This window comes from Sphingomonas sp. PP-F2F-G114-C0414, from assembly GCF_003688595.1.
In the GTDB taxonomy this organism is placed as follows: domain Bacteria; phylum Pseudomonadota; class Alphaproteobacteria; order Sphingomonadales; family Sphingomonadaceae; genus Sphingomonas.
On record NZ_RCWT01000012.1, the window covers coordinates 372,624 to 398,012 of the forward strand.

General features: G+C 65.7%; 26 protein-coding genes and 1 pseudogene. 13 read left to right on the forward strand and 14 right to left on the reverse strand.

Annotated features, from left to right (window positions below):
* Positions 1–14: 14 nt before the first annotated feature.
* Genes C8J47_RS13680 through C8J47_RS13700 form a run of 5 tightly spaced genes read left to right on the forward strand, consistent with a single transcriptional unit; the run spans position 15 to position 4,368 of the window.
* Positions 15–644 carry a CpaD family pilus assembly protein gene (locus C8J47_RS13680; RefSeq protein ID WP_121886091.1) on the forward strand — a complete coding sequence of 210 codons (630 nt, stop codon included), beginning with the start codon at positions 15–17 and terminating at the stop codon, positions 642–644.
* Positions 644–1,933 (forward strand): pilus assembly protein CpaE, encoded by a 1,290-nt coding sequence (locus tag C8J47_RS13685; RefSeq protein WP_121886092.1) that lies wholly within the window; start codon positions 644–646, stop codon positions 1,931–1,933. The genes C8J47_RS13680 and C8J47_RS13685 overlap by 1 nt, the downstream gene beginning before the upstream one ends.
* Positions 1,933–2,904 (forward strand): type II secretion system F family protein, encoded by a 972-nt coding sequence (locus tag C8J47_RS13690; protein ID WP_121886093.1) that lies wholly within the window; start codon positions 1,933–1,935, stop codon positions 2,902–2,904. Before C8J47_RS13685 ends, C8J47_RS13690 begins: the two co-directional genes overlap by 1 nt.
* 10 nt (positions 2,905–2,914) lie before the next feature.
* Positions 2,915–3,907 carry a type II secretion system F family protein gene (locus C8J47_RS13695; protein ID WP_121886094.1) on the forward strand — a complete coding sequence of 331 codons (993 nt, stop codon included), beginning with the start codon at positions 2,915–2,917 and terminating at the stop codon, positions 3,905–3,907.
* A gap of 53 nt (positions 3,908–3,960) precedes the next feature.
* On the forward strand, positions 3,961–4,368 hold the full coding sequence (locus tag C8J47_RS13700; RefSeq protein WP_121886095.1) for a hypothetical protein: 408 nt from the start codon (positions 3,961–3,963) through the stop codon (positions 4,366–4,368).
* A gap of 266 nt (positions 4,369–4,634) precedes the next feature.
* On the opposite strand, the gene ppdK is transcribed toward C8J47_RS13700, so the two are convergent.
* From ppdK to C8J47_RS13715, 4 genes and pseudogenes are all read right to left on the reverse strand, one after another.
* A complete protein-coding gene (gene ppdK, locus C8J47_RS13705; protein ID WP_121886096.1) occupies positions 4,635–7,298 on the reverse strand; it encodes a pyruvate, phosphate dikinase in 2,664 nt (887 codons plus the stop codon).
* Positions 7,299–7,389: 91 nt separating this feature from the next.
* Positions 7,390–7,593: pseudogene (locus C8J47_RS19560) on the reverse strand (DALR anticodon-binding domain-containing protein); the annotation flags it as partial.
* Positions 7,505–9,757 carry a glycine--tRNA ligase subunit beta gene (gene glyS, locus C8J47_RS19565; protein WP_259467553.1) on the reverse strand — a complete coding sequence of 751 codons (2,253 nt, stop codon included), beginning with the start codon at positions 9,755–9,757 and terminating at the stop codon, positions 7,505–7,507. The gene glyS and the pseudogene C8J47_RS19560, both read right to left, overlap by 89 nt.
* A 121-nt stretch (positions 9,758–9,878) precedes the next feature.
* Positions 9,879–10,718 (reverse strand): glycine--tRNA ligase subunit alpha, encoded by an 840-nt coding sequence (locus C8J47_RS13715; protein WP_121886097.1) that lies wholly within the window; start codon positions 10,716–10,718, stop codon positions 9,879–9,881.
* A gap of 200 nt (positions 10,719–10,918) precedes the next feature.
* On the opposite strand from C8J47_RS13715, the gene C8J47_RS13720 reads away from it, so the two are divergent.
* The 4 genes from C8J47_RS13720 (at position 10,919) to C8J47_RS13735 (ending at position 14,150) form a co-directional block, all read left to right on the forward strand.
* A complete protein-coding gene (locus tag C8J47_RS13720) occupies positions 10,919–11,785 on the forward strand; it encodes a TraB/GumN family protein (RefSeq protein WP_121886252.1) in 867 nt (288 codons plus the stop codon).
* A 269-nt stretch (positions 11,786–12,054) separates the two neighbouring features.
* Positions 12,055–12,753: a 50S ribosomal protein L25/general stress protein Ctc gene (locus C8J47_RS13725; protein WP_056488652.1), complete on the forward strand. Its 699-nt coding sequence runs from the start codon at positions 12,055–12,057 to the stop codon at positions 12,751–12,753.
* Positions 12,754–12,978: 225 nt separating this feature from the next.
* On the forward strand, positions 12,979–13,548 hold the full coding sequence (pth, locus tag C8J47_RS13730) for an aminoacyl-tRNA hydrolase (RefSeq protein WP_121886098.1): 570 nt from the start codon (positions 12,979–12,981) through the stop codon (positions 13,546–13,548).
* Positions 13,545–14,150, forward strand: a complete 606-nt coding sequence (locus C8J47_RS13735; protein ID WP_056047257.1) for a TIGR02466 family protein — start codon at positions 13,545–13,547, stop codon at positions 14,148–14,150. The genes pth and C8J47_RS13735 overlap by 4 nt, the downstream gene beginning before the upstream one ends.
* 303 nt (positions 14,151–14,453) lie before the next feature.
* Here the strand turns inward: C8J47_RS13735 and C8J47_RS13740 are convergent, their stop codons facing one another.
* Positions 14,454–15,518: an NAD(P)-dependent alcohol dehydrogenase gene (locus C8J47_RS13740; protein WP_121886099.1), complete on the reverse strand. Its 1,065-nt coding sequence runs from the start codon at positions 15,516–15,518 to the stop codon at positions 14,454–14,456.
* Positions 15,519–15,784: 266 nt separating this feature from the next.
* Here C8J47_RS13740 and ychF point away from each other — a divergent pair, with 266 nt between their 5' ends.
* Genes ychF through C8J47_RS13755 form a run of 3 tightly spaced genes read left to right on the forward strand, consistent with a single transcriptional unit; the run spans position 15,785 to position 18,841 of the window.
* A complete protein-coding gene (gene ychF, locus C8J47_RS13745) occupies positions 15,785–16,882 on the forward strand; it encodes a redox-regulated ATPase YchF (protein ID WP_121886100.1) in 1,098 nt (365 codons plus the stop codon).
* Between the two features lie 37 nt (positions 16,883–16,919).
* A complete protein-coding gene (locus tag C8J47_RS13750) occupies positions 16,920–18,410 on the forward strand; it encodes an ABC transporter substrate-binding protein (RefSeq protein ID WP_310886132.1) in 1,491 nt (496 codons plus the stop codon).
* Positions 18,411–18,415: 5 nt separating this feature from the next.
* Positions 18,416–18,841 carry a DUF4112 domain-containing protein gene (locus tag C8J47_RS13755; protein ID WP_121886101.1) on the forward strand — a complete coding sequence of 142 codons (426 nt, stop codon included), beginning with the start codon at positions 18,416–18,418 and terminating at the stop codon, positions 18,839–18,841.
* Positions 18,842–18,990: 149 nt separating this feature from the next.
* On the opposite strand, the gene C8J47_RS13760 is transcribed toward C8J47_RS13755, so the two are convergent.
* Genes C8J47_RS13760 through nadC form a run of 3 tightly spaced genes read right to left on the reverse strand, consistent with a single transcriptional unit; the run spans position 18,991 to position 21,049 of the window.
* Positions 18,991–19,704, reverse strand: a complete 714-nt coding sequence (locus C8J47_RS13760; RefSeq protein WP_121886102.1) for a ribonuclease T2 family protein — start codon at positions 19,702–19,704, stop codon at positions 18,991–18,993.
* Positions 19,701–20,189: a hypothetical protein gene (locus tag C8J47_RS13765; protein ID WP_121886103.1), complete on the reverse strand. Its 489-nt coding sequence runs from the start codon at positions 20,187–20,189 to the stop codon at positions 19,701–19,703. The genes C8J47_RS13760 and C8J47_RS13765 overlap by 4 nt, the downstream gene beginning before the upstream one ends.
* Complete coding sequence (nadC, locus tag C8J47_RS13770; RefSeq protein WP_121886104.1) at positions 20,186–21,049, reverse strand: carboxylating nicotinate-nucleotide diphosphorylase; 864 nt, start codon at positions 21,047–21,049, stop codon at positions 20,186–20,188. Before nadC ends, C8J47_RS13765 begins: the two co-directional genes overlap by 4 nt.
* A gap of 163 nt (positions 21,050–21,212) precedes the next feature.
* On the opposite strand from nadC, the gene C8J47_RS19225 reads away from it, so the two are divergent.
* Positions 21,213–21,362 carry a hypothetical protein gene (locus C8J47_RS19225; RefSeq protein WP_165899642.1) on the forward strand — a complete coding sequence of 50 codons (150 nt, stop codon included), beginning with the start codon at positions 21,213–21,215 and terminating at the stop codon, positions 21,360–21,362.
* 4 nt (positions 21,363–21,366) lie between these two features.
* Here C8J47_RS19225 and nadA read toward each other — a convergent pair whose 3' ends face one another.
* The 6 genes from nadA to C8J47_RS13800 form a co-directional block, all read right to left on the reverse strand.
* On the reverse strand, positions 21,367–22,365 hold the full coding sequence (gene nadA / locus C8J47_RS13775) for a quinolinate synthase NadA (RefSeq protein ID WP_121886105.1): 999 nt from the start codon (positions 22,363–22,365) through the stop codon (positions 21,367–21,369).
* A 28-nt stretch (positions 22,366–22,393) separates the two neighbouring features.
* Entirely contained in the window at positions 22,394–23,119 is a 726-nt protein-coding gene (locus tag C8J47_RS13780; protein ID WP_056047231.1) for a DUF4230 domain-containing protein, read from the reverse strand.
* Positions 23,101–23,958 carry an MBL fold metallo-hydrolase gene (locus C8J47_RS13785; RefSeq protein ID WP_121886106.1) on the reverse strand — a complete coding sequence of 286 codons (858 nt, stop codon included), beginning with the start codon at positions 23,956–23,958 and terminating at the stop codon, positions 23,101–23,103. Before C8J47_RS13785 ends, C8J47_RS13780 begins: the two co-directional genes overlap by 19 nt.
* Before the next feature lie 432 nt (positions 23,959–24,390).
* Entirely contained in the window at positions 24,391–24,714 is a 324-nt protein-coding gene (gene grxD / locus C8J47_RS13790) for a Grx4 family monothiol glutaredoxin (RefSeq protein WP_107957228.1), read from the reverse strand.
* Between the two features lie 22 nt (positions 24,715–24,736).
* Positions 24,737–24,967 (reverse strand): BolA family protein, encoded by a 231-nt coding sequence (locus tag C8J47_RS13795; protein WP_056420018.1) that lies wholly within the window; start codon positions 24,965–24,967, stop codon positions 24,737–24,739.
* A 1-nt stretch (position 24,968) separates the two neighbouring features.
* Positions 24,969–25,292: a DUF1476 domain-containing protein gene (locus C8J47_RS13800; protein WP_056047222.1), complete on the reverse strand. Its 324-nt coding sequence runs from the start codon at positions 25,290–25,292 to the stop codon at positions 24,969–24,971.
* Between the last annotated feature and the right edge of the window lie 97 nt (positions 25,293–25,389).

Sequence of the window (25,389 nt, forward strand, 5' to 3'; positions counted from 1 at the left end):
CTCAAGGATTTCCGATGATCAAGCAATCGATCCTAGCGTCCCTCCTCCCCGCGCTGCTGCTCGGTGGATGCATGGGAACCGAGAATCGCGGCCTCGAATCGGTCCACCAGCCGGTCGTCAGCCGATCCGATTATGCGCTCGATCTGGGCGTGTCCGGGGGTGCGCTGGCGGGCGGCGAACAGCAGCGGCTGGCGGGCTGGATGACGACTATGCGGCTCGGCTATGGCGACCGCGTCACGATCGACGATCCCGCCGGCGAAGCACCGGCCGCGCGCGGCGACATCGCTGCGGTCGTGGCGCAATACGGGCTGTTGCTCAGCGACGATGCACCGGTGACGCCTGCCCCGCTCGCGCCCGGCACGATCCGCGTGGTCGTGACCAGGATGCATGCCGGGGTACCGCGTTGCCCCGACTGGTCGCGCGATGCGTCCAACGAGTTCCAGGCGAACACCTCGTCGAACTATGGCTGCGCGATCAACAGTAACCTCGCGGCGATGGTCGCCAATCCTGCCGATCTCGTCCGCGGCGCGCCCGGCGCCGAAACCACCGACACGGCGGTCGCGTACAAGGCGATCGATACGTATCGCAAAAAGGCACCGACCGGTGCCGGTGGCCTGTCCGCCACCACCACGGGAGGAAAATGATGAACGCTCCGTGGAAGCCAGGCGGCATCGCGCACCGCGAACCGTTTACCGCCTATGTCTGCGACGAGGTGACGGCGGACGCGCTGCGGCCGATCGCCGCCGAACTGGGCTGGTCGGTCGACAAGATCTTCAAGGGCGGCCTGCGCAACGCGGTCCAGTCGCTGTCGGTGTCCGCCTCGCCGCAGATCCTGTTCGTCGATCTCGCCGAATCGGGTGATCCGCTCAACGACATCAACGCGCTCGCCGAAGTCTGCGAGCCGGGTACGGTCGTGATCGCGGCCGGCCAGGTCAACGACGTCCGGCTGTACCGCGATCTGGTCGCCAGCGGGATCCAGGATTATCTGCTGAAGCCGTTGCAGCCCGACATGCTGCGCGAGGCGTTCTCGCACGCGCAGACGATCCTGAATGCGCCCAAGCACGTCGAGGTATCGCCCGATCGTGCGCATTGTTCGGTCGCGGTGATCGGCACGCGTGGCGGGGTCGGCGCATCGACGATCGCGACATCGGTCGCGTGGCTGCTCGCGGAGCATGAAGGGCGCGCGACCGCGTTGCTCGATCTCGACGTCCATTTCGGGACCGGCGCGCTCGCCCTCGATCTCGAACCGGGCCGCGGCCTGACCGACGCGATCGAGAATCCGAGCCGGATCGACGGGCTGTTCATCGAACGCGCGATGGTGAAGGCGTCGGAGAAACTCTCCGTGCTGTCGGCCGAGGCGCCGATCAACACACCGCTGATTACCGATGGCTCCGCCTTCTTCCAGTTGCAGGAGGAGATGCGGTTGGCGTTCGAATGCACCGTCGTCGACCTGCCGCGCGGCATGCTGATCCAGCACCCGCATCTGATCAGCGACGTGAAGCTCCTCGTCCTCGTCACCGACCTGACGCTGGCGGCAGCGCGCGATACGATCCGAATCCTGTCGTGGCTCAAGTCGAACGCCCAGCAGACGACGGTGTACGTGATCGCCAACCGCATGCACGCGGGCGGCCAGCTCGAGATCAACCGCAAGGATTTCGAAGGGTCGATCGAGCGCAAGATCGATTACATCGTGCCGTTCGACCAGAAGCTGGCGGCGCAGGCGGCCAAGCTCGGCAAGCCGATCGTCGAGGTCGGCAAGACGTCGAAGACCATCGCGCCGATCCTGGCACTCGCCGCCGAGCTGGCCGCTGCATCGGTCGACACCGATCTCGGCGTCGTGAAGGGCGCGAAGGGCAAGTCGCTGATCGGCAAGTTCAGCAATCTCAAGGGCCTGATGCCGAAGCGCACGGTCAAGCCGGTACCTGCCAAGTAATGGATATGCTGCCGTTCCTTCTGGTGATGATCGGTTCCGCCCTGGCGCTGGGGATCGTGCTGTTCGCGTTCGCCGGTCCGTCGACCGGGCGCGCCCAATCGCGCCGGATCGCTGCCGTGCGCGAGCGTCACGGCGACGCGCTGGTGGTCGCCGAGGCGCAGTTACGGCGCATCTCGATGACCCAAGATACCAAGATGGATCTTGCCTTCGGTCGTATCCTGCCGAACCCGGTACAGCTCGCCAAGCGCCTCGCGATGACCGGCAAGGACTGGACCGTCGGCCAATACGGGCTGGCGACCGCGGGGATTGCGCTGGTCGTCGCCGCGCTGATGCTGTTGAAGGGCCTGCCGATCCTGCTCGCGTTGCTGTTCGGCGTGTTCGTCGGCGTCGGCCTGCCGCATTTCATCGTCGGCAAGACGATCCAGCGCCGTATCGGCAAGTTCACCGCGAAGTTTCCCGACGCGATCGACCTGCTGGTCCGCGGGCTGCGCTCGGGCCTGCCGATCAGCGAGACGATCGGCGTCGTCGGGCATGAGGTCGAGGGGCCGGTCGGCGAGGAATTCCGCGCGGTCAGCGACAAGATGAAGATCGGCCGGACGATGGACGCCGCGTTGCAGGATACCGCGGACCGGCTCGGCACGCCCGAATTCCAGTTCTTCGTGATCACCATCGCCATCCAGCGCGAGACCGGCGGCAACCTGGCGGAGACGCTGGCCAACCTGTCGCACGTGCTGCGTCAACGCGGCCAGATGAAGCTCAAGATCAAGGCGATGTCGTCGGAATCGAAGGCATCCGCGTACATCATCGGCGCGCTGCCGTTCATCGTGTTCGGGATGATCTGGGTGATCAACGGCCGGTACATGCAGAATTTCTTCATCGACGAACGGCTGATGGCGATCGGCATGGGCGGCATGGTGTGGATGGCGATCGGCGCCTTCATCATGTCGAAGATGATCAGCTTCGAGATTTAGGGACACGATGATGGGCGGAACCGCCGGACCTACCATTCTCGGGATCGACGTCCTGCTCGTCGCGACGATCCTGTCGGGCGTCGCGGCCTTCGCAGTGATGATCGCGATCTACGCGGCGACGACCGTCAGCGATCCGATGACCAAGCGCGTCAAGGCGCTCAACGATCGCCGAGAACAGCTGAAGGCGGGCATCACCGCGTCGACCAAGCGCCGTGCCAAGCTGGTCCAGCGCAACGACACCGCGGACAAGCTGCGCGGCATCCTGTCGTCGATGAAGGTACTCCAGGACAGCCAGGTGAAGGCGGTCCAGCTGAAACTGATGCAGGCCGGCGTCCGCTCGAAGGAGTGGGCGCCGTCGGTGATCTTCGGCCGGCTCGTGCTGCCGATCGTGCTGGGTGGGGCGATGCTGTACTGGGTGTACGGCACCGACGGCTTCGCGGCCTGGGGGCCGCTGAAGAAATACGGGCTCGTCGCGATGACCTTCATCATGAGCTACAAGGCGCCCGACCTGTATCTCGACAACAAGATCAAGAAGCGCTCGGATGCGATCCGCAAGGGGTTGCCCGATGCGCTCGATCTGCTGGTGATCTGCGCCGAGGCGGGACTGACCGTCGATGCGGCCTTCCACCGCGTCGCGCGGGAGCTGGGGCGGGCGTATCCGGAGCTGGGCGAGGAGTTCACGCTGACCGCGATCGAACTCGGGTTCCTGACCGACCGGCGCTCGGCGTTCGAGAATCTGGCGCAGCGGGTGAAGCTGGATGCGGTGAAGGGCGTCGTCACGACGATGATCCAGACCGAGAAATACGGCACGCCGCTGGCGTCTGCGCTGCGCGTGCTGTCGGGCGAATTCCGCAACGAGCGGATGATGCGCGCGGAGGAGAAGGCGGCGCGGTTGCCGGCGATCATGACGATCCCGCTGATCCTGTTCATCCTGCCCGTGCTGTTCGTCGTCATCCTCGGGCCGGCGGCGTGTTCGATCTCCGACGCGCTGTTGAAGACCTGAGGCAACCGGCGGCGCGGCGGATCGTTGGGCTTCCGTAACAGGAGGGTTTCACGATGCCGTTGTTTTCTACACCTACGCAGTTTGCGGCGCTTGCGCTGGTCTTCGTCGCCGGCTGGCTGTTCGGATTGGCAAGCCATCCGGGCGGGAAGAAGTGGAAGGCGCGGTATCTCGCTGAGCGGGATGCGCATGCTGCGGTGAAGAAGGATGGCGATGTGCGGGCGGCGGCGGCGGAGAAGCGGGCTGTCGAGGCGGAGCGGGAGAATGCTCGGTTGGTGAAGGACGTCGAAGCGGTGCGGGTTGCAGCTCCGGTTGTTGAGCGGGCGCCGGTTGTTGGACGTGATCCGGTTGTCGATACGTCGCGGTCTGGGGCGCTGTCTTCGGCGCGGCCGGGTTATGCTCGGCCGGCGTATAATGCCGATGGGACCAAGCGGGGCTGGTTCGATTTCGAGCCGCGTCGGTAAGGTTTGGGGGCGGGCCTAGGTCAGCCCCCTCCCCCTTGTTCTCCCGCGAAGGCGGGAGCCCAGTCTGGGTCCCCGCCTTCGCGGGGAAACACTGTTGGTTTACGATCACCCAACCAATTAGCCACCACCCCCGGCGGAGGCCGGGGCCCAGTTGGGAATGTCGAGTAACTGGGGACGGTCCTTCGTTACATCGGACGTTCCAACTGGGCCCCGGCCTTCGCCGGGGTGGCGGCCCTCATTGGGTTGGTGCTACTTTTGAGCGAGCGTTACTTCTTCGACAGCGCTGCCTGTGCCGCCGCCAGGCGGGCGATCGGGACGCGGTAGGGGCTCGCCGAGACGTAATCGAGGCCGACCTTTTCGCAGAATGCGATGCTCGCGGGATCGCCGCCGTGTTCGCCGCAGATGCCGAGCTTGATGCCGGCACGCGTTTTGCGGCCACGTTCGGCGGCGATTTCGATCAGTTCGCCGACGCCTTCGACATCGATGCTGACGAACGGGTCCTTGGCGTAGATGCCCTGCTCCACATACGCGCCGAGGAAGCGCGAGGCGTCGTCGCGGCTGACGCCCAACGTGGTCTGCGTCAGGTCGTTGGTGCCGAACGAGAAGAACTCTCCGACTTCCGCGATCTCGCCCGCACGGAGTGCCGCGCGCGGCAGTTCGATCATCGTACCGACGAGATACTCGATCGTCCGGCCCTTTTCGGCGAACACGGCCTGGGCAGCCTTGTCTACCACCGCCTTCATCAGCTCCAGCTCGCGGCGGGTGGCGACGAGCGGGATCATGACTTCGGGAATCGGTGCCGCACCGGACTTCTCCGCGACGTCGACCGCCGCCTCGAAGATGGCGCGGGCCTGCATCTCGTAGATCTCGGGATAGGTCACGCCGAGACGGCAGCCGCGGTGGCCGAGCATCGGGTTGAACTCGTGCAACTCCGCCGCGCGGCGCTTTAAGGTGTCGACGTCGACGCCCGCCGCGGTCGCGACTTCGGCGAATTCCGATTCCTCGTGCGGGAGGAATTCATGCAGCGGCGGATCGAGCAAGCGGATCGTCACCGGCAGGCCGGCCATCACCTCGAGGATCTCGGTAAAGTCCTTGCGCTGTTCGGGGAGCAGCTTCTCCAAAGCGACGCGGCGGCCCTTCTCGTCGCTCGCCAGGATCATCTGGCGGACGTTGGTGATGCGGCTGCTCTCGAAGAACATGTGCTCGGTGCGGCAGAGACCGACGCCCTCGGCGCCGAACTCGCGGGCGACGCGGCAATCCTCGGGGGTCTCGGCGTTGGCGCGGACCTTCAGGCGACGGACCTCGTCGGCCCAGACCATCAACGTCGCGAAATCGCCCGACAGCTCAGGCTGCACGGTCGCGACCGCGCCGATCATCACTTCGCCGGTGGTGCCGTCGATGGTGAGCAGGTCGCCCTCCTTCACCTCGCGACCGCCGCAGCGCATGATCTTCGCCTTGGCGTCGATCGACAGCGTGCCGGCGCCGGAAACGCAGGGGCGGCCCATGCCGCGCGCCACCACAGCCGCATGCGACGTCATCCCGCCGCGTGCGGTGAGGATGCCCTTCGCTGCGTGCATGCCGTGGATGTCGTCGGGCGAGGTCTCGGTGCGGACCAGGATCACCGCGACGCCGTCAGCGGCCTTCTTCTCGGCGGCATCGGCGTCGAACACGACCGCACCCGAGGCTGCACCCGGCGAGGCGGGAAGCCCCTTGGTCAGCACGTCGCGGTGTGCCTTGGGATCGAGCGTCGGGTGGAGGAGCTGGTCGAGCGCCATCGGCTCGACGCGCAGGATCGCTTCCTCGCGCGTGATGAGGCCTTCGTTGGCCATGTCGACGGCGATCTTGAGCGCAGCCTTGGCGGTGCGCTTGCCGGCGCGGGTCTGGAGCATCCAGAGCTTGGTCTTTTCGACCGTGAACTCGATGTCCTGCATGTCGCGGTAGTGGTTTTCGAGCGTGTCGAACACGTCGGCGAGTTGGGTGTAGACCTCGGGCATCGCCTCTTCCATCGAGGCGGGCTTGGCGCCGGCGTCTTCGCGCGCGGTCTTGGTGAGGTATTGCGGCGTGCGGATGCCGGCGACGACGTCCTCGCCCTGCGCGTTGATCAGGAATTCGCCGTAATAGGCGCGATCGCCCTTGGACGGGTCGCGCGTGAAGGCGACGCCGGTCGCCGAGGTGTCGCCCATGTTGCCGAACACCATCGCCTGGATGTTGACCGCGGTGCCCCAGCCGCCGGGGATGTCGTTGAGGCGGCGATAGACTTTCGCACGCTCGGACTGCCAGGAACCGAACACCGCGCCGACCGCGCCCCAGAGCTGGTCGTGGACGTCCTGCGGGAAGGGCTTGCCCCAGAGCTTCTCGACGAGGCCCTTATATTCGGCGACGAGCTTGCGCAGATCGTCGGCCGACAGTTCGGTGTCGAGCGTGAAGCCCTGGTCTTCCTTGGCGATCTCCAGCGCTTCCTCGAACGCGCCGTGATCGAGCTCGAGGACGACGTCGGCGTACATCTGGATGAAGCGGCGATAGCTGTCCCAGGCGAACCGTGCGTCCTCGGACTTGGCAGCGAGGCCCTCGACGGTCTGGTCGTTGAGGCCGAGATTGAGGACGGTGTCCATCATCCCGGGCATCGAGGCGCGGGCGCCCGAGCGGACGGAGACGAGCAGCGGGTCGGCAGGGTCGCCGAATGTCTTGCCGGTGACGCCCTCGATGTGGGCGAGGCCGGTGGCGACTTCATCGCGCAGGCCTTGCGGGAACTGGCCGCCCTCGTCGTAATAGACCGCGCAGAAATCGGTCGAGATCGTAAAGCCCGGCGGGACCGGCAGGCCGATCGACGCCATCTCGGCGAGGTTCGCGCCCTTGCCGCCGAGCAGGTTCTTGTCGCCCTTGCCGCCATCCGAAACACCGCCGCCGAAGCGGTACACATATTGGGTCATGGTCGGTCCTCTAAGTGCCTGTTTTTATACGTTGGGCCGGAGCGAAGTTCACAAAGTTCACACGCTGGCGCGATGTGTGCACTTCCTCCAGTCAGCCCTCGATCTTCGAAAAATCTGCGACATTGTGCACTGCGGCACGGACTCGCTCAAGTAGCGCGAGACGGGCGGAGCGCTTGGCGGGATCGGAATCATTAACGATAACGCTATCAAAGAACGCGTCGATCGGCGCACGGAGGCTTGCAAGGGCACCCATCGCGGCGGCGAAATCCTCGCGTTCGATCGCGGCGGTGGCGCGGGGTTCGGCGGAGTCGAGCGCGGTCATCAGCGCGGTCTCTGCCGGTTCGGGGGTGTAGGACAGCACCTTCTCCCTCTCCCCTGCGGGGAGAGGAAGCAGAAGGCGCTTCCTTCTTCAGGATATTGGCGGCGCGCTTGTAGCCGGCGAGCAGGTTCGTGCCGTCCTCGGTGGTCACGAACGCCTGGAGCGCGTGGACGCGCGCGAGCAGGCGGACGAGATCGTCCTCGCCCCCAAGCGCGAACACCGCGTCGATCAGGTCGTGCCGGACGCCGGCTTCGCGTTGCTGGACTTTGAGGCGGTCGGCGAAGAAGGTGATAAGCTCAACGGACACGGCTTGTGGATCAAAGGCAGTAATAGGGCCAAAATCGTTACGTGCAGGCCCTGATGGCAAGCTTTCGTAATCGATCGATCCTGGAGCAATCTTTTCGAGTGCCTCAACCGCGCTGTTCACGTCACGGTTATGCATTGAGTCGGCGACCAGATCCGGAGCGCCGTCTACAAAATGGGTCGTGCCCATCGAGTACTTTCCGGTCAGGTATGCCCCTTCCAACAACCGCCCGATACCTACGCGAAGGTCTGCGACCAGAATCGTGCGAATGACAGCCAACGCTGCCCGACGAAGTGCAAAAGGATCGCGAGAGCCCGATGGCTTTTGATTGATCGCAAAAAAACCAATCAGCGTATCAAGCTTGTCCGCCAAGCTTACCGCGACCGTTATCGGGGCGGTGGGGACGTCATCGCCTTGGCCGACCGGCTTGTAGTGGTCGCGGATGGCGGTCGCGACGGCCGGGTGCTCGCCCTGTGCGGCGGCGTAGTAGCCGCCCATCAGGCCTTGCAGCTCGGGGAACTCGCCGACCATGCCGGTGACGAGGTCTGCTTTTGCGAGGCGGGCTGCGCGGTCTGCTAGGTCGGCCAATTCCTCCCCTGCGAGGGGAGGGGGACCGTCAGCCGCAGGCTGAGGGTGGAGGGGGTTCTCCGCGGACGCTGCGCTTCGTGGCGCGCCCCCTCCACCAGCTTCGCTGGTCCCCCTCCCCGTTCCGGGAAGGATTATGCCCTCTTCTACCAACCAGCGGGCGAGCTTCGCTACGCGGTCGACCTTGTCGGCTACGGTGCCGAGCTTTTCGTGGAAGACGATCTTCGACAGCTTCTCCGCCTGCTCTTCGAGCGGCACCTTGAGGTCAGTGTCGTAGAAGAACTTCGCGTCCGACAACCGCGCGGCGAGGACCTTGCGGTTGCCCTCGACGATCTTCGCGCCGCCGTCGTGCGCGGCGATGTTAGCGGTACAGACGAACGCGTTGGCCAGTTTTCCATCAGCCCCGCGGCAGACGAAATATTTCTGGTTCACGCGTGCCGTGAGCTGGATCACCTCGGGCGGGACGTCGAGAAACGCGGGGTCGAACTGGCCGAGCAGGGGAATCGGCCACTCGGTAAGCCCGGCATTCTCCGCGACGAGGCCCTCGTCCTCGATCAGTTCGAGCCCGGCCTGCGCGGCGGCTTCGCGGGCGTGGTCGCGGATCAGCGTGGCGCGTTCGTCGTGGTCGACGATGACGTGGCAGGCGCGCAGTTTCTCGACATAGTCGTGCGCGCCGCCGATCGTGATCTGGTACGGGTGGTGGAAGCGGTGGCCGAGCGTTGCGGCGCCGCTGGCGATGCCGGCGATCTCGAACGGCACGATCTCTTCGCCGAGCAGCGCGACGATGCCTTGCAGCGGGCGGACCCAGCGGAGCGACTCGGTGCTGGCGGAGGCATCGCCCCAGCGCATCGACTTCGGCCATGGGAACGCGCGGACGATCGCGGGGATCGCTTCGGCCAGAACGGCGGCGGTGGCGCGGCCGGACTTCTCGGTGACCGCGAAGAGCGTGCCGTTGCGGTCTATGAGTTGCTCGCGCGTGAGGCCGGTTTTCCGCAGGAAGCCTTCGAGCGCCTGGGGTGGGGCTGAGGTCTTGGGGCCCTTGGTTTCCTCGGAGACGGCGGCGGTCTCGAGCGGCAGGTCGCGCGCGATCAGCGTCAGGCGGCGCGGGGTCGCGTAGGTGACGATCGCGCTGGTGGCGATGCCGGCCTTGGCGAGCTCGGCTGTGAACAGCTTCGACAGATCTTCGCGCGCACGCGCCTGCATCCGGGCTGGGATTTCTTCTGAGCGGAGTTCTAGGAGGAAATCAGTCACGCGGAACGCTCCATCTTCGCGCCATCGCGCCTTTGCGTGAACAAGATTTTCTCACGCGAAGGCGCAAAGGCGCGAAGAGATAAGAAGGATTGATTGAGGCCTGCGGCGCTACGGGGGCGCGTCACGCCGCCCATCCGTGCTTGTCCATCCACGCGGCGCAGGCGCCTTTCGCGAGGTCTCGGACGCGGCCCATATAGGCTTGGCGTTCCGCGACCGAGATTACGCCGCGGGCTTGCAACAGGTTGAAGATGTGGCTGGCTTTGATCGCCTGCTCGTAGGCTGGGATCGAGAGCTTGGCGGAGAGGCTGTTCTCGCATTCCACTACGTGCTTGCGGAACTGGTCGAACAAGGAGTCCGTGTCGGCGATCTCGAAGTTCCACTTCGACATCTCCTGCTCATTCTCCAGGAAGACGTCGCCGTATGTCACGCCGGCGTCGTTGAACGCCAGGTCGTAGACCGAGTCCTTGTCCTGGATGTACATCGCGAGGCGCTCCAACCCGTAGGTGAGCTCGCCGGCGACGGGCTTCATGTCGAAGCCGCCCATCTGCTGGAAATAGGTGAACTGAGTCACCTCCATGCCGTCGCACCAGACCTCCCAGCCGAGCCCCCAGGCGCCGAGCGTCGGGCTTTCCCAGTCGTCCTCGACGAAGCGGATGTCGTGCTTCAGCATGTCGATGCCGATCGCCGCGAGGCTGCCGAGGTAGAGTTCCTGGAGGTTGGCGGGACTCGGTTTCAGGATGACCTGATACTGGTAGTAATGCTGGAGCCGGTTGGGGTTCTCGCCGTAGCGGCCGTCGGTCGGGCGGCGGCAGGGCTGCACGAACGCGGCGTTCCACGGTTTCGGCCCGAGCGCGCGGAGCGTGGTGGCGGTGTGGAAGGTGCCCGCGCCCATTTCCATGTCATAGGGCTGCAGGATCAGGCATCCGTGTTCGCTCCAGTAATCGTGGAGCGTGAGGATCATGCGCTGGAAGCTAAGAGGCTTTGTCGGTGGCTGGGTCACGGGCTGGGTCACGCGCGGGCTTTGGCGGATGGGGGTGCGGGAGGCAAGTGGTGCGTTGCGGCCGGGCGTCCTACATGGGCTCCACCAACGATAAGGATGCCGTCACCTTGAAGCTGTTCTCGAAGATCGTTTCGTTCCGATCCGCGCTCTCTGCCATCGCCATGGCGTTCGCTTTGCCCGCCTGTGCGCAGGTTGCGCCAAAGCCGGCTCAGGCCGCGAACGATGCCGATCCGGCGCTCTGGGTGGTGAAGGACAAGGACACGACGATCTACCTGTTCGGGACGATCCATGTGTTGAAGCCCGGCATGACGTGGTTCGACGAGGCGGTGAAGACCGCGTTCGATCGGTCGAATCAGGTGGTGCTGGAGCTGGTGATGCCCGATCCCGCCAAGATGCAGTCGCTGGTGATGGCGACGGGGGTGTCGAAGGATGGCCCGACGCTGACCGAGCAGCTGCCCGCGGACAAGCGTGCGGCGTATGCGAAGGCGGTGACCGACCTGGGCCTGCCGGCGAATGCGTTCGATCGGTTCAAGCCTTGGCTGGCGGCGACCAACCTGTCGATCGCGCCGCTGTCGAAGCTCGGCTATGATGCGGCGAACGGGCCCGAGCAGGTGATCACCGCGGCGGCTAAGGCGGCGGGGAAGCCGGTGATCGGGCTGGAGACGGCGGAGCAGCAGCTCGGGTATTTCGGGGGGCTGTCGCAGAAGGCGCAGTTGCAGTTCCTAGGGAGCACGATCGACGAACTGCCGACGCTCGAGAAGACGATGGCGACGATGGTCGACGAATGGGCGAAGGGCTATCCCGAGGCGCTGGCCAAGGAGATGAACGACGACCTGAAGGACTCGCCCGAGGTGGCGAAGGCGCTGCTGTTCGACCGCAATGCGCGCTGGGCGGAGTGGGTCGCGAACCGGATGAAGTCGCCGGGGACGGTGTTTATCGCGGTCGGTGCGGGGCATCTGGCGGGCAAGGACAGCGTTCAGGCGCAGTTGGCGAAGCTCGGGGTGAAGGCTGAGCGGGTCAAGTATTGATGCCCGAGTCCCTCTCCCCTCGGGGAGAGGGAGGGAGGAGCCCTTGCGACGGAAGGGTGAGGGGGAGTTGACGCGAACGTCCCAAGCCTCACCACCCCTCACCCTCCCACGTGCAAGCGCACGCGGGCCCCTCCCTCTCCCCGGAGGGGCGAGGGTTCAGGTTTAGTTGATTAAATCCCCCACTTCCGCTATGCGCCCGCGCTTCCGGTCCATGGTCATCCCTGGAGGCGTGGGCGGGAAGGACAACAAACGAGTTTCGGAGAATATTGATGAGCGACCAGTTGACGCTCGCAGCCGAGACGCGTGACCGGGTTGGCAAGGGAGCCTCCCGGGCGCTGCGTCGTGATGGCCGCGTGCCTGCCGTGATCTACGGCCTGAACCAGGAACCAACCTCGGTTCACCTCGAGGAAAAGGCGCTGATGAAGGCGCTGATGACCGGCCACTTCATGAATTCCGTCGTGATGGTCAACGGCGTGCGCACGCTGCCGAAGGACGTGTCGTTCCACCCGGTTTCGGATCGTCCGATCCATGTCGATTTCCTGCGCATCGGCGAGCATTCGACCGTCACCGTCGCGGTGCCGATCGCGTTCACCGACGAGGACGACGCACCGGGCATCAAGAAGGGCAAGGGCGTCCTCAACATCACGCGTCACGAGATCGAGCTGGTCGTCGACGCTTCGGACATCCCGAGCGAGATCACGATTTCGCTCGCCGGTTTGGAGATCGGTGATTCGATCCACATCAGCGACGTGAAGCTGCCCAAGGGCGCGACGCCCGCGATCGACGACCGCGACTTCGCGATCGCCACGATCGTGCCGCCGACCGTGCCGACCGTCGAGGACGAAGAGCTCGAGGCCGAAGTCGCCGAAGCACAGGCTGCCGAGGCTGCTTCGGACGAAGAGCCGGTCGTTGAGCCTAACGACGATGACAACGACGACGACAAGATCACGCCGCAGAAGAAGGACTAACCTCCTTCGTCTTCGGATGACTTTTGTAGGCGTTTGGGCGGGCGGGAAAGCTAGGGCTTTCCCGCCCGTTTCGTTTTACGGGGCTGCCCCTTACTGTTCCCTCGCGAACGCGGGGGTCCAGGATCAAGCAGCGCCGCCGTCCGTTACCCTGGGCTCCTGCGTTCGCAGGAGAGCAGCTTATGTGGTCGAGCGCTCGGCCGTTTCGCTTTTCTTGGAGAATCACACGTGCAGATCTGGGCGGGACTCGGCAATCCGGGGGCGCAATATGCGATGCACCGGCACAATGTCGGGTTCATGGTCGCCGACGCGATCGCCGAGGTGCACGGTTTCGGCGCGGTCAAGAAGCAGTTCCAGGGCTGGACTCAGGAGGGGCGGATCGGCTCGCAGAAGATCCTGCTGCTGAAGCCAGCCACCTTCATGAACGAAAGCGGCCGCGCGATCGGCGACGCGCTGCGCTTCTACAAGCTCGGGGTCGAGGCGCTGACGGTGTTCCACGACGAACTCGATATCGCGCCGTTCCGCGTCAAGGTGAAGACCGGCGGCGGGACTGCGGGGCATAACGGGCTGCGCTCGACCGACCAGCATCTGGGGCCGGAGTTTCGCCGCGTGCGGCTGGGGATCGGGCATCCGGGGCACAAGGATCGCGTCACCGGATACGTGCTCGGGAATTACGCGAAGGCCGAGATCGAGCCGCTCTCCGACATGCTCGGCGCGGTCGCGGCGGAGGCCAAGTGGCTGGCGGAAGGCGACGACGTCCGCTTCATGAACGATGTCGCGTTGAGGATGCAGCCATGACCACCCGTTCCCTGTTTGCCACGCGGTTCTACGAGGCCGATCTCGGCGACGACGATCTGGTCGAGGAACTCGAGGACGCCGCGCTCGAACTGGCGAAGGCGGATCGCGCCGGGGTCGCGTGGTCGAAGGCGCATGGGTATCGCGGGTATACGTCGTATGCGTCGCTGAACGACCTGCCGTTGCGCGATCCGCGGTTCGGGGATCTGGTGCGGCTGCTGAACAAGCATGTCGCGCAGTTCGCGAAGGATTGCGCGTTCGATCTGGGCGGGCGGAAGCTGAAGCTCGACAGTCTTTGGGTGAACGTCCTGAAGCCTGGGGGCGCGCATTCTGGGCATATCCATCCGCATAGCGTCGTGTCGGGGACGATGTACGTCGCGATTCCGGAAGGGGCTGGGGCGCTGAAGCTGGAGGATCCTCGGTTGCCGATGATGATGGCGGCACCGACGCGGCTGGAGGATGCGGCGGAGGATTTGCGGACGTTCGTTTATGCGGAGCCTAAGCCGGGGAGTGTTTTTCTGTGGGAGAGCTGGTTGCGGCATGAGGTCGTGCCGAATGCTGCCAAGGGCGAGCGGATTAGTATTAGTTTCAATTATCGGTGGTGATTGGGGCGGACGGGCGCCGTGCTTGAAATGGCACCACCCCGGCGAAGGCCGGGGCCCAGTTGGGAAACGTCGCTAACGAAGGACTGCCCTTCATCACACTGGCCTTCCCACCTGGGCCCCGGCCTTCGCCGGGGTGGTGGATTTCGTGGAAGCGTTCGGTACCTTCTTACCCCCTCCCCTTCAGGGGAGGGTTGGGGTGGGGCTTGGCCGCACATGCTTCGCTCGTGGCACTGCCCCACCCCGCCCCTCCCCTGAAGGGGAGGGAGTTTGGGGCGGCACTCGTTGAGCCCCGCCCCTGCCCGATCAGGCCGTCTTCATCGAGGCCATGTCGATGACGAAGCGATACTTCACGTCGCTCTTCACCATGCGCTGATACGAGGGTTCGATCTCGTCCATGCGGATCATCTCGATGTCCGACACCAGGCCGTGCTCGTTGCAGAAATCGAGCATCTCCTGCGTCTCGGCGATGCCGCCGATCAGCGAGCCGGCGATCGCGCGGCGCTTGAAGATGAGGTTGCCGACCGAGGGCGACGGATGCGCGTGCTCGGGCACACCGACCAGAGTCATCGTGCCGTCGCGCTTCAGCAAGGCCGTGAACGTGTCGAGGTTGTGGCTCGCCGCGACGGTGTTGAGGATGAAGTCGAAGCTGTTGGCGTGCTCCGCCATCGCGGCCTCGTCCTTCGACACGATCAGGTCCTTCGCGCCGAGACGCTTGGCATCGTCACGCTTGTTCGGCGAGGTCGAGAAGACATAGACCTCGGCGCCCATCGCGTTGGCGATCTTGACGCCCATGTGGCCGAGACCGCCCAAGCCGACGATGCCGACCTTCTGGCCGGGGCCGACCTTCCAGTGCTTCAGCGGCGAGTAGGTGGTGATGCCGGCGCAGAGCAAAGGCGCGACCGCGGCAAGATCGGCTTCGGGATGCGAGACCTTCAGCACGAAGCCCTCGTCGACGACGATCTTGTCCGAATAGCCGCCGAAGGTGTGGCCGCCGAGCACGGGATCGGGGCCGTTATACGTGCCGACGAAGCCGGTGGTCTCGCAATATTGCTCCTCGCCGTCCTTGCACGACGGGCACTCGCCGCAGCTGTCGACCATGCAGCCGACGCCGACGACGTCGCCGACCTTGAACTTGGTGACGTCGCTGCCGACGGCGGTGACGTGACCGACGATCTCGTGGCCGGGGACGCAGGGGTAGAGCGTGCCTTCCCGCTCGCCCTTGGCGGTGTGGAGGTCGGAATGGCAGACGCCACAGAACGCGATGTCGATCGCGACGTCGGTCTTGCCGGGTTCGCGGCGCTCGAAGCTGAACGCGGCGAGCGGCGTTTCGGGGGATTGCGCGGCGTAGCCGTTGGCGGTCGTGGTCATGGAATTCCTGATCTATCTCAAGCTGGGATCGGGATATAAGCGTCGACCATATGATAACTACCGTTCGGTATGATTATTTTGCTGCACTGCGGCAATCGAGTGGGTCGATCAGGCGGGATGCGGGACCGTGCCGCGAGGCGTGGAGCTGCTCCCCTCCCTTTCAGGGAGGGGGGCAGAATGAACTCTTACCGCGCGTGCGGCCTTTACTGGCCTTCCGGACCGCCCTGTCCTAAAGCGCCACCACATTCTTATACCAAGGGCATATCATGGGTTTTCGCTGCGGCATCGTGGGGCTGCCGAACGTCGGCAAGTCCACTCTCTTCAACGCGCTGACCGAGACGGCCGCGGCGCAGGCGGCGAACTATCCGTTCTGCACGATCGAGCCGAATGTCGGTAACGTCGGCGTGCCCGACAAGCGGCTCGATGCGCTCGCCAAGATCGCCGGATCGCAGAAGATCATCGAGACTCAGCTCGGCTTCGTCGACATCGCCGGCCTCGTGCGCGGCGCGTCCAAGGGCGAAGGGCTCGGCAACCAGTTCCTCGGTAACATCCGCGAGGTCGACGCGATCGTCCATGTGCTGCGCTGCTTCGAGGACGGCGACGTGACGCATGTCGATAACAAGGTCGATCCGATCGCCGACGCCGAGACGGTCGACACCGAGCTTATGCTGAGCGATCTCGAAAGCCTCGAGAAGCGCGTGCCGAACCTTGCGAAGAAGGGCATGCAGGGCGACAAAGAAGCCAAGATCGGCGCGGCCGTGCTCGGCCAGGCGCTCGAACTGCTCCGCGAGGGCAAGCCCGCGCGACTGACCGTGCCGAAGGACGAGGACGAGGCGCGCGTGTTCGCACAGGCGCAGTTGCTGACCGCGAAACCGGTACTGTACGTGTGCAACGTCGACGAGAGCGATGCGGCGAACGGCAATGCGCTGTCGGCGCGCGTGTTCGAGAAGGCGAAGGCCGAGGGCGCCGAGGCGGTCGTGGTGTCGGCGGCGATCGAGGCGGAAATCGCGACGATGCCCGCCGAGGATCGTGGCGAGTTCCTGGGCGAGCTGGGGCTGGAGGAGACTGGCCTCGCGCGCGTCATCACCGCGGGGTACAAGCTGCTGCACCTGCTGACGTTCTTCACGGTCGGCCCGAAGGAAGCGCGGGCCTGGACCGTGCACGAGGGCGCGACCGCACCGCAGGCGGCGGGCGAGATCCACGGCGATTTCGAAAAGGGCTTCATCCGCGCCGAGACAATCGCGTTCGACGACTTCATCGCACTCGGTGGGGAGTCGAAGGCACGCGAGGCGGGCAAGCTGCGCGCGGAAGGCAAGGCCTACGTCGTCCACGACGGCGACGTGATGCACTTCCTGCATAGCTGAGGCATAGTCGAAAGCGGACCGAAGCGGAGGGCGTCGTTTGAGGGGTGAAAAGCTGACTCGCCGCGTTCCGCCCGCCCTCCGTTCTGCGGTTCGCGCGCTCGTGCTCGCCGGCTGCGTCACGTTGGCGGGGTGCGACCAGCGGCGCGATACCGGGGCGGTGGTCGTCAGTGCGATCGGCGCGCACCCGGAAGCGGTCGATGCCAGTCGGGTCGCGCTCGATACCCCGGCGCGCCTGCTGATGGATTCGACCGCGCAGGGGCTGGTGCGGTTCGATGCGACCGGGCAGATCGAGCCCGGTATCGCCGAACGCTGGATCGTGATCGACGGCGGGATGAGCTACATCTTCCGCCTGCGCGAGGTGAAATGGAGCGACGGCACGCCGGTCACCGCGGCGCAGGTCGTGGCGATGCTGGAACGCCAGTTCCGAACCGGATCGCGCAATCCGCTGGCGCCGTTCATGACCGCGATCGACGAGATCGTCGTGATGACGCCGCAGGTCATCGAGGTGCGGCTGTCGCGCCCGCGCCCCGACCTGCTGAAGCTGTTCGCGCAACCCGAACTCGCGCTGCTGCGGTTGCAGCCCGTCAGCGGCACCGGGCCGTTCCACATCGCGCGCGGCGGGACCGCGCCGTTGCTGCGCCCCGCCTTCGATCCTGGCGAGGCGGACCCCGACGACCAGCATGACGTGAAGGCGGAGGAGGACGTCCGGCTGATCGGCGAACGCGCCGCGCGGGCGATCGCGCGGTTCGCCCATCGCGATTCGGATCTGGTCAGCGGTGGGAGCTTCGTCGACTGGCCGTTGCTCGCGACGGCCGAAATCGCGCCCGCCAATATCCGAGTCGATCCCGCGGTCGGGCTGTTCGGGCTGGCGATCGTGCGGCGCGACGGGTTCCTCGCGGATGCCGCCAATCGCGCGGCGATCTCGGAGGCTATCGACCGGACCGCGCTGACCGCGGCGATCGCGCCGAACTGGGATGCGGCGGACCGGATTCTTCCCAACATCCTTGATTCCGCCGCACTGCCCCAGGTTCCGCCCTGGTCACTGCTGTCGCAGGACGAGCGACGCGCGGCGGCGCGGCAGCGCGTCGCTGGCTGGACGGGCGGACCGATCGGCGTGCGGATCGCGCTGCCCGCGGGGCCCGGTGCGACGTTGCTGTACGCGCACGTCGCTGCTTCGCTGATGGCGATCGGTATCACCCCGTCTCGGGTTGCACTGGATGCCGAGGCCGAGCTGAAGCTGGTCGACGCGGTCGCGCCCTATGACAGCGCACGCTGGTATCTGGCGAGCGCGTGCGTGGTGTGCGGCGAGGCGGCGCAGGCGGCGGTCGAGGCGGCACGCGAGGCACCGACGCTGGCGGAGCGAAGCGTGCGCATCGCCGCGGCGGACGCGGCGATGAACGAGGATGTCGCGTTCATCCCGCTGGCGCGCCCGCTACGCTGGTCGCTTGTCACCGCCAGGCTGGCGCAGTGGCAGCCCAACCCGCGCGCGTGGCACCCGTTGAACCGGTTGCGCGCCGATACCAACTAGATGGCATGAAACCGACCGTCACCCGCATCACCCCCGGATCGATCCTCGACTCGCTGCCGATGGGGCGCGATGCGCTGTCCGTGCGCCGCCGCGTCGAGGCGATGGAACGCGTGATGGAGGGGCTGTTCCAGATCCCCGGCACCAACCGCAAGGTCGGTCTCGACGTGATCCTCGATATCGTGCCGTTCGCGGGCAGCACGATCGCCGCGGCGGTCGGCGGCTGGATGGCGTGGGAGGCACGCAACATCGGCATGTCGAAGGTCCAGGTCGCGCGGATGGCGGGCAATATCGGGTTCGACTGGGCGCTCGGGATGATCCCGTTCGTCGGCGCGATCCCCGACTTCTTCTTCCGCTCGAACACGCGAAACCTGCGGATCATCAAGAAGCATCTGGATCGGCACTACCCGTCGACTACTACGCTGGAGGGGTAGCGGCGTCATGCCCTTGATCCTCCTCCGCCAGGGGAGGTGGCAGGCAACGCCTGACGGAGGGGGAGGTAAGGGAAACCTCTGCTCCGTGTCCTCCCCCTCCGTCGCCTTCGGCGCCACCCCCCCCTGGCAGGGGAGGATTGGTATGTTCCTTAGCGGCTACCGCGCCAGATTTTAAGCGATGCGGCATCGGCCAGGCCACCTTGGTGGACGGGGCAGCGACGGTAGCGGAAGCGGCGGTCTAGGCAGATCCAGACCTCGTCGAGCCAGCCCTGCTTCGTCGCAGTGACGCGCATCATGTCGGCGTTGAGCCCGGGATTGGCGGACGCCATCGCGGCGGCAAAGCGTCCGGCGGTCAGCGGCGAGCGCGACAGCGAGTCCATGTCGGGATAGCGCAGCTTGCCGTACAGTCCGGCGGACTGGTTGAAATATTTCGCGGGTCGATAGCCCGGCATGCAGGTGCCGTGCTTGGCCCATTCGTGCTGGAGCAGCTGCGCAGAGGGCGTCGTGCAGAGATGCGCGCGGATCACCGGTGGCGGGACGAACTCCGCCGCACGACAATATTGCGGCCAGTCCTTGTCGACGCCGTCGGGCCACAGGCCGTGCAGCGTGAAGCCGAAGCGGTTGGCCGCGCCGCACTGGAACTGCGACCCGGAGCGCGTGCCGTTGTCGCGGCAATATTGCGGGGCCCAGGTGATCGCCAGCGTATAGCCGCCGATCGGGACGACTCGCTTGGGCTGGCTGTCGGAGGGTAGATCGGGGCGGACTCGCTCGACGGTGGCGGGGGTCGAGCATTGATAGGCCTGCGCCTGGGCGACTCCGGGCAGCACCAGCGCCGCCGCAGCGATGGTCAGTCTAACGATCATGCGGCATGTCCTCGTCCAGCTTGGTCGAACCAGAGTTTCGCGTCGGGTTTCAGGAGTTGCAGCCCCGCGCCGATGTAGACCGCGCTTGCGACGATCGACAGCCCGAACGTCGCGCTCGGCACCGCATGCCCGGTCGCCAACTGCACCAGCGAGATCGCGACGCCGATCGCGGAGAGCGCGGCCAGCGCGATAACCACCCACCGCGCGACGCCGCTCGGCGCCCGCACGGTGAAATACCAGAGCGTCAGCGTGATCACGATCCCGGCGACCTCGAACGTCGGCAGGATCCAGCCGATCTTTGCGAGCATCGGCGTGGCCGCGACCATAGCGGTCCGCGGCCCCCAGCTCATCGCCGACACGATCAACCCGATCACGAACGAGGCGAGATACAGCCGTTCGTAGCGTATGATGGATACCGGCCTGATCATCGTCTTGTCCCCGTTATCGATCATGCTGCGACCGGGGCGCACCGGCGAGCCGGTCATGCCGTCGTGAAATCGAGGCCTATATCCGCCGCGGGTGCCGACTGCGTCAAGCGGCCGACCGACACATAGGTCACGCCGGTCTCGGCGATCGCGCGGATCGTGTCGAGGTTGACGCCGCCCGATGCCTCGGTCGGCACGCGACCGCCGACCAGCGCGACCGCCTCGCGGAGCATTGCCGGCGGCATGTTGTCGAGCAGGAGATGCGTGGCCCCCGCGGTCAGGGCGGGAGCGATCTGGTCGATGCGGTCGACCTCGACGATGATGTGCGCGATCCCCGCATCACGCGCCCGGCGCACCGCTTCGGCGACGCCGCCGGCAACCGCGACGTGATTGTCCTTGATCATCGCGGCATCCCACAACCCCATCCGGTGGTTCTGCGCGCCGCCCATCCGGGTCGCGTATTTCTCCAGCACGCGCAGGCCGGGAATGGTTTTCCGCGTATCGAGCAGGATCGCGCCGGTGCCGGCGATCGCGTCGACATAGCTGCGAGTCATGGTGGCGATCCCCGACAGATGCTGGACGGTATTCAACGCCGACCGCTCGGCGGTGAGCATCGCCCGCCCTGCCCCTTCGAGTCGCATCAGGATCGTCCCCGCCGCGACCTGCTGTCCGTCCTGCACGAGCCGTTCGATACGGACGTCGGGATCGAGCGTCCGGAAGAACGCCTCGGCAAGATCCAGCCCGGCAACGACGATCGGGTCACGGCTGTCCATGACACCCGTGAACCGCGCGTCGGCAGGGATGACCGCGTTCGACGTGATGTCGCCGATCGTGCCGAGATCCTCCGCCAGCGTCGACGCGACGAACGCGTCGACGACGAACTGTGCCGGCAATCCGACGTCGGGCAATGCTGCGTTCATCTCAAGACTCCCAGTGGCGACCCGTCGGTCGTATCAGTGCAGATGCCGGCGAGCATGATGCGGGGCCAGCGAAATCGCCGCATCTGTCTGCACCATAAAGATTTTCGCGTTGGAACCGAACATCCCCAGGCGAGTTTGCCTGACCGATACCGAGGAACGATCGATGCATACCAAGACGATGGCCGAGACAGCACGTTTGACCCAACTGCTTGGCGAGGCCCTCGTACTGGCCGACACGCTCGAACTAACCATCGCCGCGATCCATATCGATCAGGCGCTGGCCCAGGTGCCCAAGGCCGCGCCCTCGGCCTGACGGATCAGGCGTTCGCACTGCCGGCGGGGCCGAGATCGCCCTTGCCGACGGTGTTCGACGCCATCCGCAGCATCGCATCGAGGCTCTTCTTCGCCTGGAGGCGCAGGCCTTCCTCGATCTCGATCCGCGGGCTGAGATCGCGCAGCGCGACGTAGAGCTTTTCCAGCGTGTTGAGCGCCATGTACGGGCAGATGTTGCAGTTGCAATTGCCGTCGGCGCCGGGCGCACCGATGAAACGCTTGTTTGGGAGCGCCTTTTCCATCTGGTGGATGATGTGCGGTTCGGTCGCGACGATCAGCGTGTCGCCGGGCATCGCCAGCGCGTAGTCGAGGATACCGCGCGTCGAGCCGACGTAATCCGCGTGGTCGAGGATGATCGGTGGGCATTCGGGATGCGCGACGACGGGCGCGCCGGGGTGCTGCGCCTTGAGCTTCATCAGCTCGGTCTCGCTAAACGCCTCGTGGACGATGCAGACGCCGGGCCAGAGCAGCATGTCGCGGCCGGTCTTCCGCGCGAGATAGCCGCCGAGGTTGCGATCGGGGCCGAAGATGATCTTCTGCTCAGGCGGGATCTGCGCGAGGATCGTGTCAGCCGACGAACTCGTGACGATGATGTCGGAGAGCGCCTTCACCTCGGTCGAGCAGTTGATGTAGGTCAGCGCGATGTGATCGGGATGCTTCGCGCGGAACGCCGCGAACTGCTCGGGCGGGCAGCTGTCCTCGAGGCTGCACCCGGCGTCCATGTCGGGGAGCACGACGATCTTGTCGGGCGACAGGATCTTCGCGGTCTCGGCCATGAAGCGGACGCCGCAGAACGCGATCACGTCGGCATCGGTGGCCGCCGCCTTGCGCGACAGGTCGAGACTGTCGCCGACGAAATCCGCTAGATCCTGAAGCTCGGGCTTCTGGTAGTAATGCGCGAGGATGACCGCGTTCTTCTCCTTGCGGAGGCGCTCGATCTCGGCGCGGATGTCGATACCCGCAAAGTTCTGGTTCAATTCCATCGTCGTATCCCGAATAGCCCGATCGCGTTTACTGGCGGTTCCCTAGCACGTCCTGCAGCGAGCGCGAGGTATCCCAGCGCTCCCCGTTCGCGACCGGCTCGTCGGCGAAGCGCACCGCGACGGTCGCGTCGATCCCCGCAGCGCGCAGCGGCATCGCGAAACTGCGTTCCACCGCACGGCGGGTTGCGTCGCGCGCAAGCTTGATCATCGCCGGTTCGCGCGCCTGGCGGATCAGTTCGATCTGGCCGGCACGGCGGTTGGCATCGTCGAGCCGCTTCTCGGCATCGGTGAACGTGGTCAGCACGCCGCCCGAGCCATATTCGCGGACCGCGTTGAGATCGACCTGCGGGCCATCCGCCTCGACCGCGGGCAGGCGTACCGCCAGCGTCTTGGTGGCGCCGTCCCACGCGACGTCGGCCTGCGTGAGCTTGCCCATGTCCACCTCGTACCGGACCATGCCGGGCATGATCAGCGTCTTCTCGGTGGTGAAGCCGAGCTGCGACTGTTTCGAGGTGACGACCGCGACATAGCGCGCGGCGAACGCGGACAGGCGGTTCTGCTCGCGCAGGCCCTCCAGGCTGGCGCTCGCGATCGTCGTCGGATCGGGCGTCAGCCGGTCGCTGACGTAGCGCTGCACGCCCCATAGCGCGAGCAAGCCGGCGAGCACGAGAATAACGACGAACCCCGCCGCCTTGGCGAGGAAGCCGCCGACGCCGGAACCGGTATTCGGCGCATTCAAATCTTGATCTGCCATGTTTCGCCTTCCTCGATCACCAAGCCACGGTTTTGCAGGTCGTAGAGATGCGCGAGCACCGACCGCTCGGCGGCGGGCACGAGCCGCGCGTCGAGCCCGACATACATCTGGGCCACCATTCGTCCGATAGGTTGCGGTTCGCTCCGCAACAGGCGCAGGATCTGCCCCTCGCGTTGCTTGCGATGGCCGAGCATCCCGCGGACCAGTCGCTGCGGCTTGTCGACCGCTTCGCCGTGGCCGGGATAATAGACCCGGTCGTCGCGGCGCATCAGCTTTTCGAGGCTCGCCATATACGCCGCCATGTCGCCATCGGGGGGCGAGACGATCGTCGTCGACCAGCCCATCACGTGATCGCCCGAGAACAGCGCGTTGGTCTCGGGCAAGGCGAAGGCGAGATGATTCGAGGTGTGGCCGGGCGTCGCGATCGCCGCCAGCGTCCAGCCTTCGCCGGTGATCGTGTCACCCTCGGTCATCACGCGATCGGGCGCGTAGGCGGCATCGAACGACGCATCCCCGCGTGCGCTGGAATACTCGATATCGAACGGCGCGGCGCCGACGATCGGGGCACCGGTGATCGCCTGAAGCGGGCGCGTCGCGGGGCTGTGATCGCGGTGATGGTGCGTGACGACGATCGCGGTGACGGGGCGGCCGTCGATCGCGCGGATCAGCGCGGCGATGTGCGCGGGATCGTCGGGGCCGGGATCGATCACCGCCAGATCGGTCGTGCCGACGATATGCGTCTGCGTACCGGTGTAGGTGTAGGGCGACGGATTGGGCGCGAGCACGCGAACGACGAGCGGCTCGAGCTGGATCGGGATACCGGTCGGGTGCTCAGCCATGCGACCGAGATGGCCGTTGCGAGCGGGGATGGCAAGACCCCGTCATCGGACCGCAGTGTCGGCGGATTTTACACATCGCGGATCGGCGTTTCGGCGATTAACTAACATATGTGGCGTAGATCGGTGGGATACCGCGTTCTGGCACGCGCACTGCATCGTCTGTCCCGTCACCGAACGCTGCGGCGTTCAAGCAGGGTGGATCGATCGCTACCGTCCGGTCTCGCATCGATCCACCCTCCCCGGTGACGTCTCAAGATTTAAGGTGCATCGATCGGTTCTCCCGTCATCCTGACGAAAGTCTGGATCCAGGGTAACGGGACGCAGCATCTCTTGGCTCTGGATCCTGACTTTCGTCAGGATGACGGGGGGTGGGGTGAGCCGTGCTGGCCGAGGTGATCCCCCCGATGCTTCGCCCCGCCCCCAGCGGAAACTTCAGACCGTCTTCTGCTTTTCGAACAGCTGGGCCAGTTCGCCGCTTTCGTACATCTCCATCATGATGTCGGAGCCGCCGACGAACTCGCCGTCGACGTAGAGCTGCGGGATCGTCGGCCAGTCCGAATAGGCCTTGATTCCCTGGCGGATGCCCTGGTCCTGCAACACGTCGACGCTTTCGAACTCGACTTCGAGATGGTTGAGGATCGCGATCGCGCGGCTGGAGAAGCCGCACTGCGGGAACAGCGGGCTGCCCTTCATGAACAATACCACGGGGCTGGCTTTGACTACCGCGTCGATGCGGGCGTTCGTGTCGTCGGTCATGTCTTGGGTCATCTCCGGGTCCTCAGGAAATTGCGGTGGTAAGCTGGAGCGCGTGCAGGACGCCGCCCATGCGGCCGCCGAGCGCGGCGTAGACCGCCTGGTGCTGCTTCACGCGGCTCATGCCGGCAAAGCTAGGCGCGACGACCTTGGCGGCATAATGATCGCCGTCGCCCGCGAGATCGGTGATCTCGACCTGGGCGTCGGGGATAGCGTCGCGGATCATCGTCGCGATATCGTCGGCAGCCATCGGCATCTTACTGCGCCTCCAGCAACTGGCGACGCGCTTCGATCATCTGCTGCGCGAGCGCGCGGCGGACGGTGGCCTCGTCGTGGTCGAGCCCGGCCGCGGTCAGGTCGCCGACGAGCTTGCGGACGACGTCGTCGTCGCCGCCGCCTTCCATGTCGGCATGGACGAGCGCGGTAGCATAGGCGTCGGTCTCTTCCGGCGTCAGCTGCATCTCATGCGCCGCCCAGCCGCCGAGCAGGCGATTGCGGCGCGCGGTGATGCGGAACGCCATCTCCTCCTCGCGCGCGAAATGCGCCTCGCTGGCGCGTTCGCGATCGTCGAAACTGGTCATTGCGCAAGTCCCCGGTACAGCCGTGTATCAAGCCGGAGATAGGTCGCGGACCGCGCATGCGCAATAATGACGGTGGAACGTGGTGTCGCGAACCGCC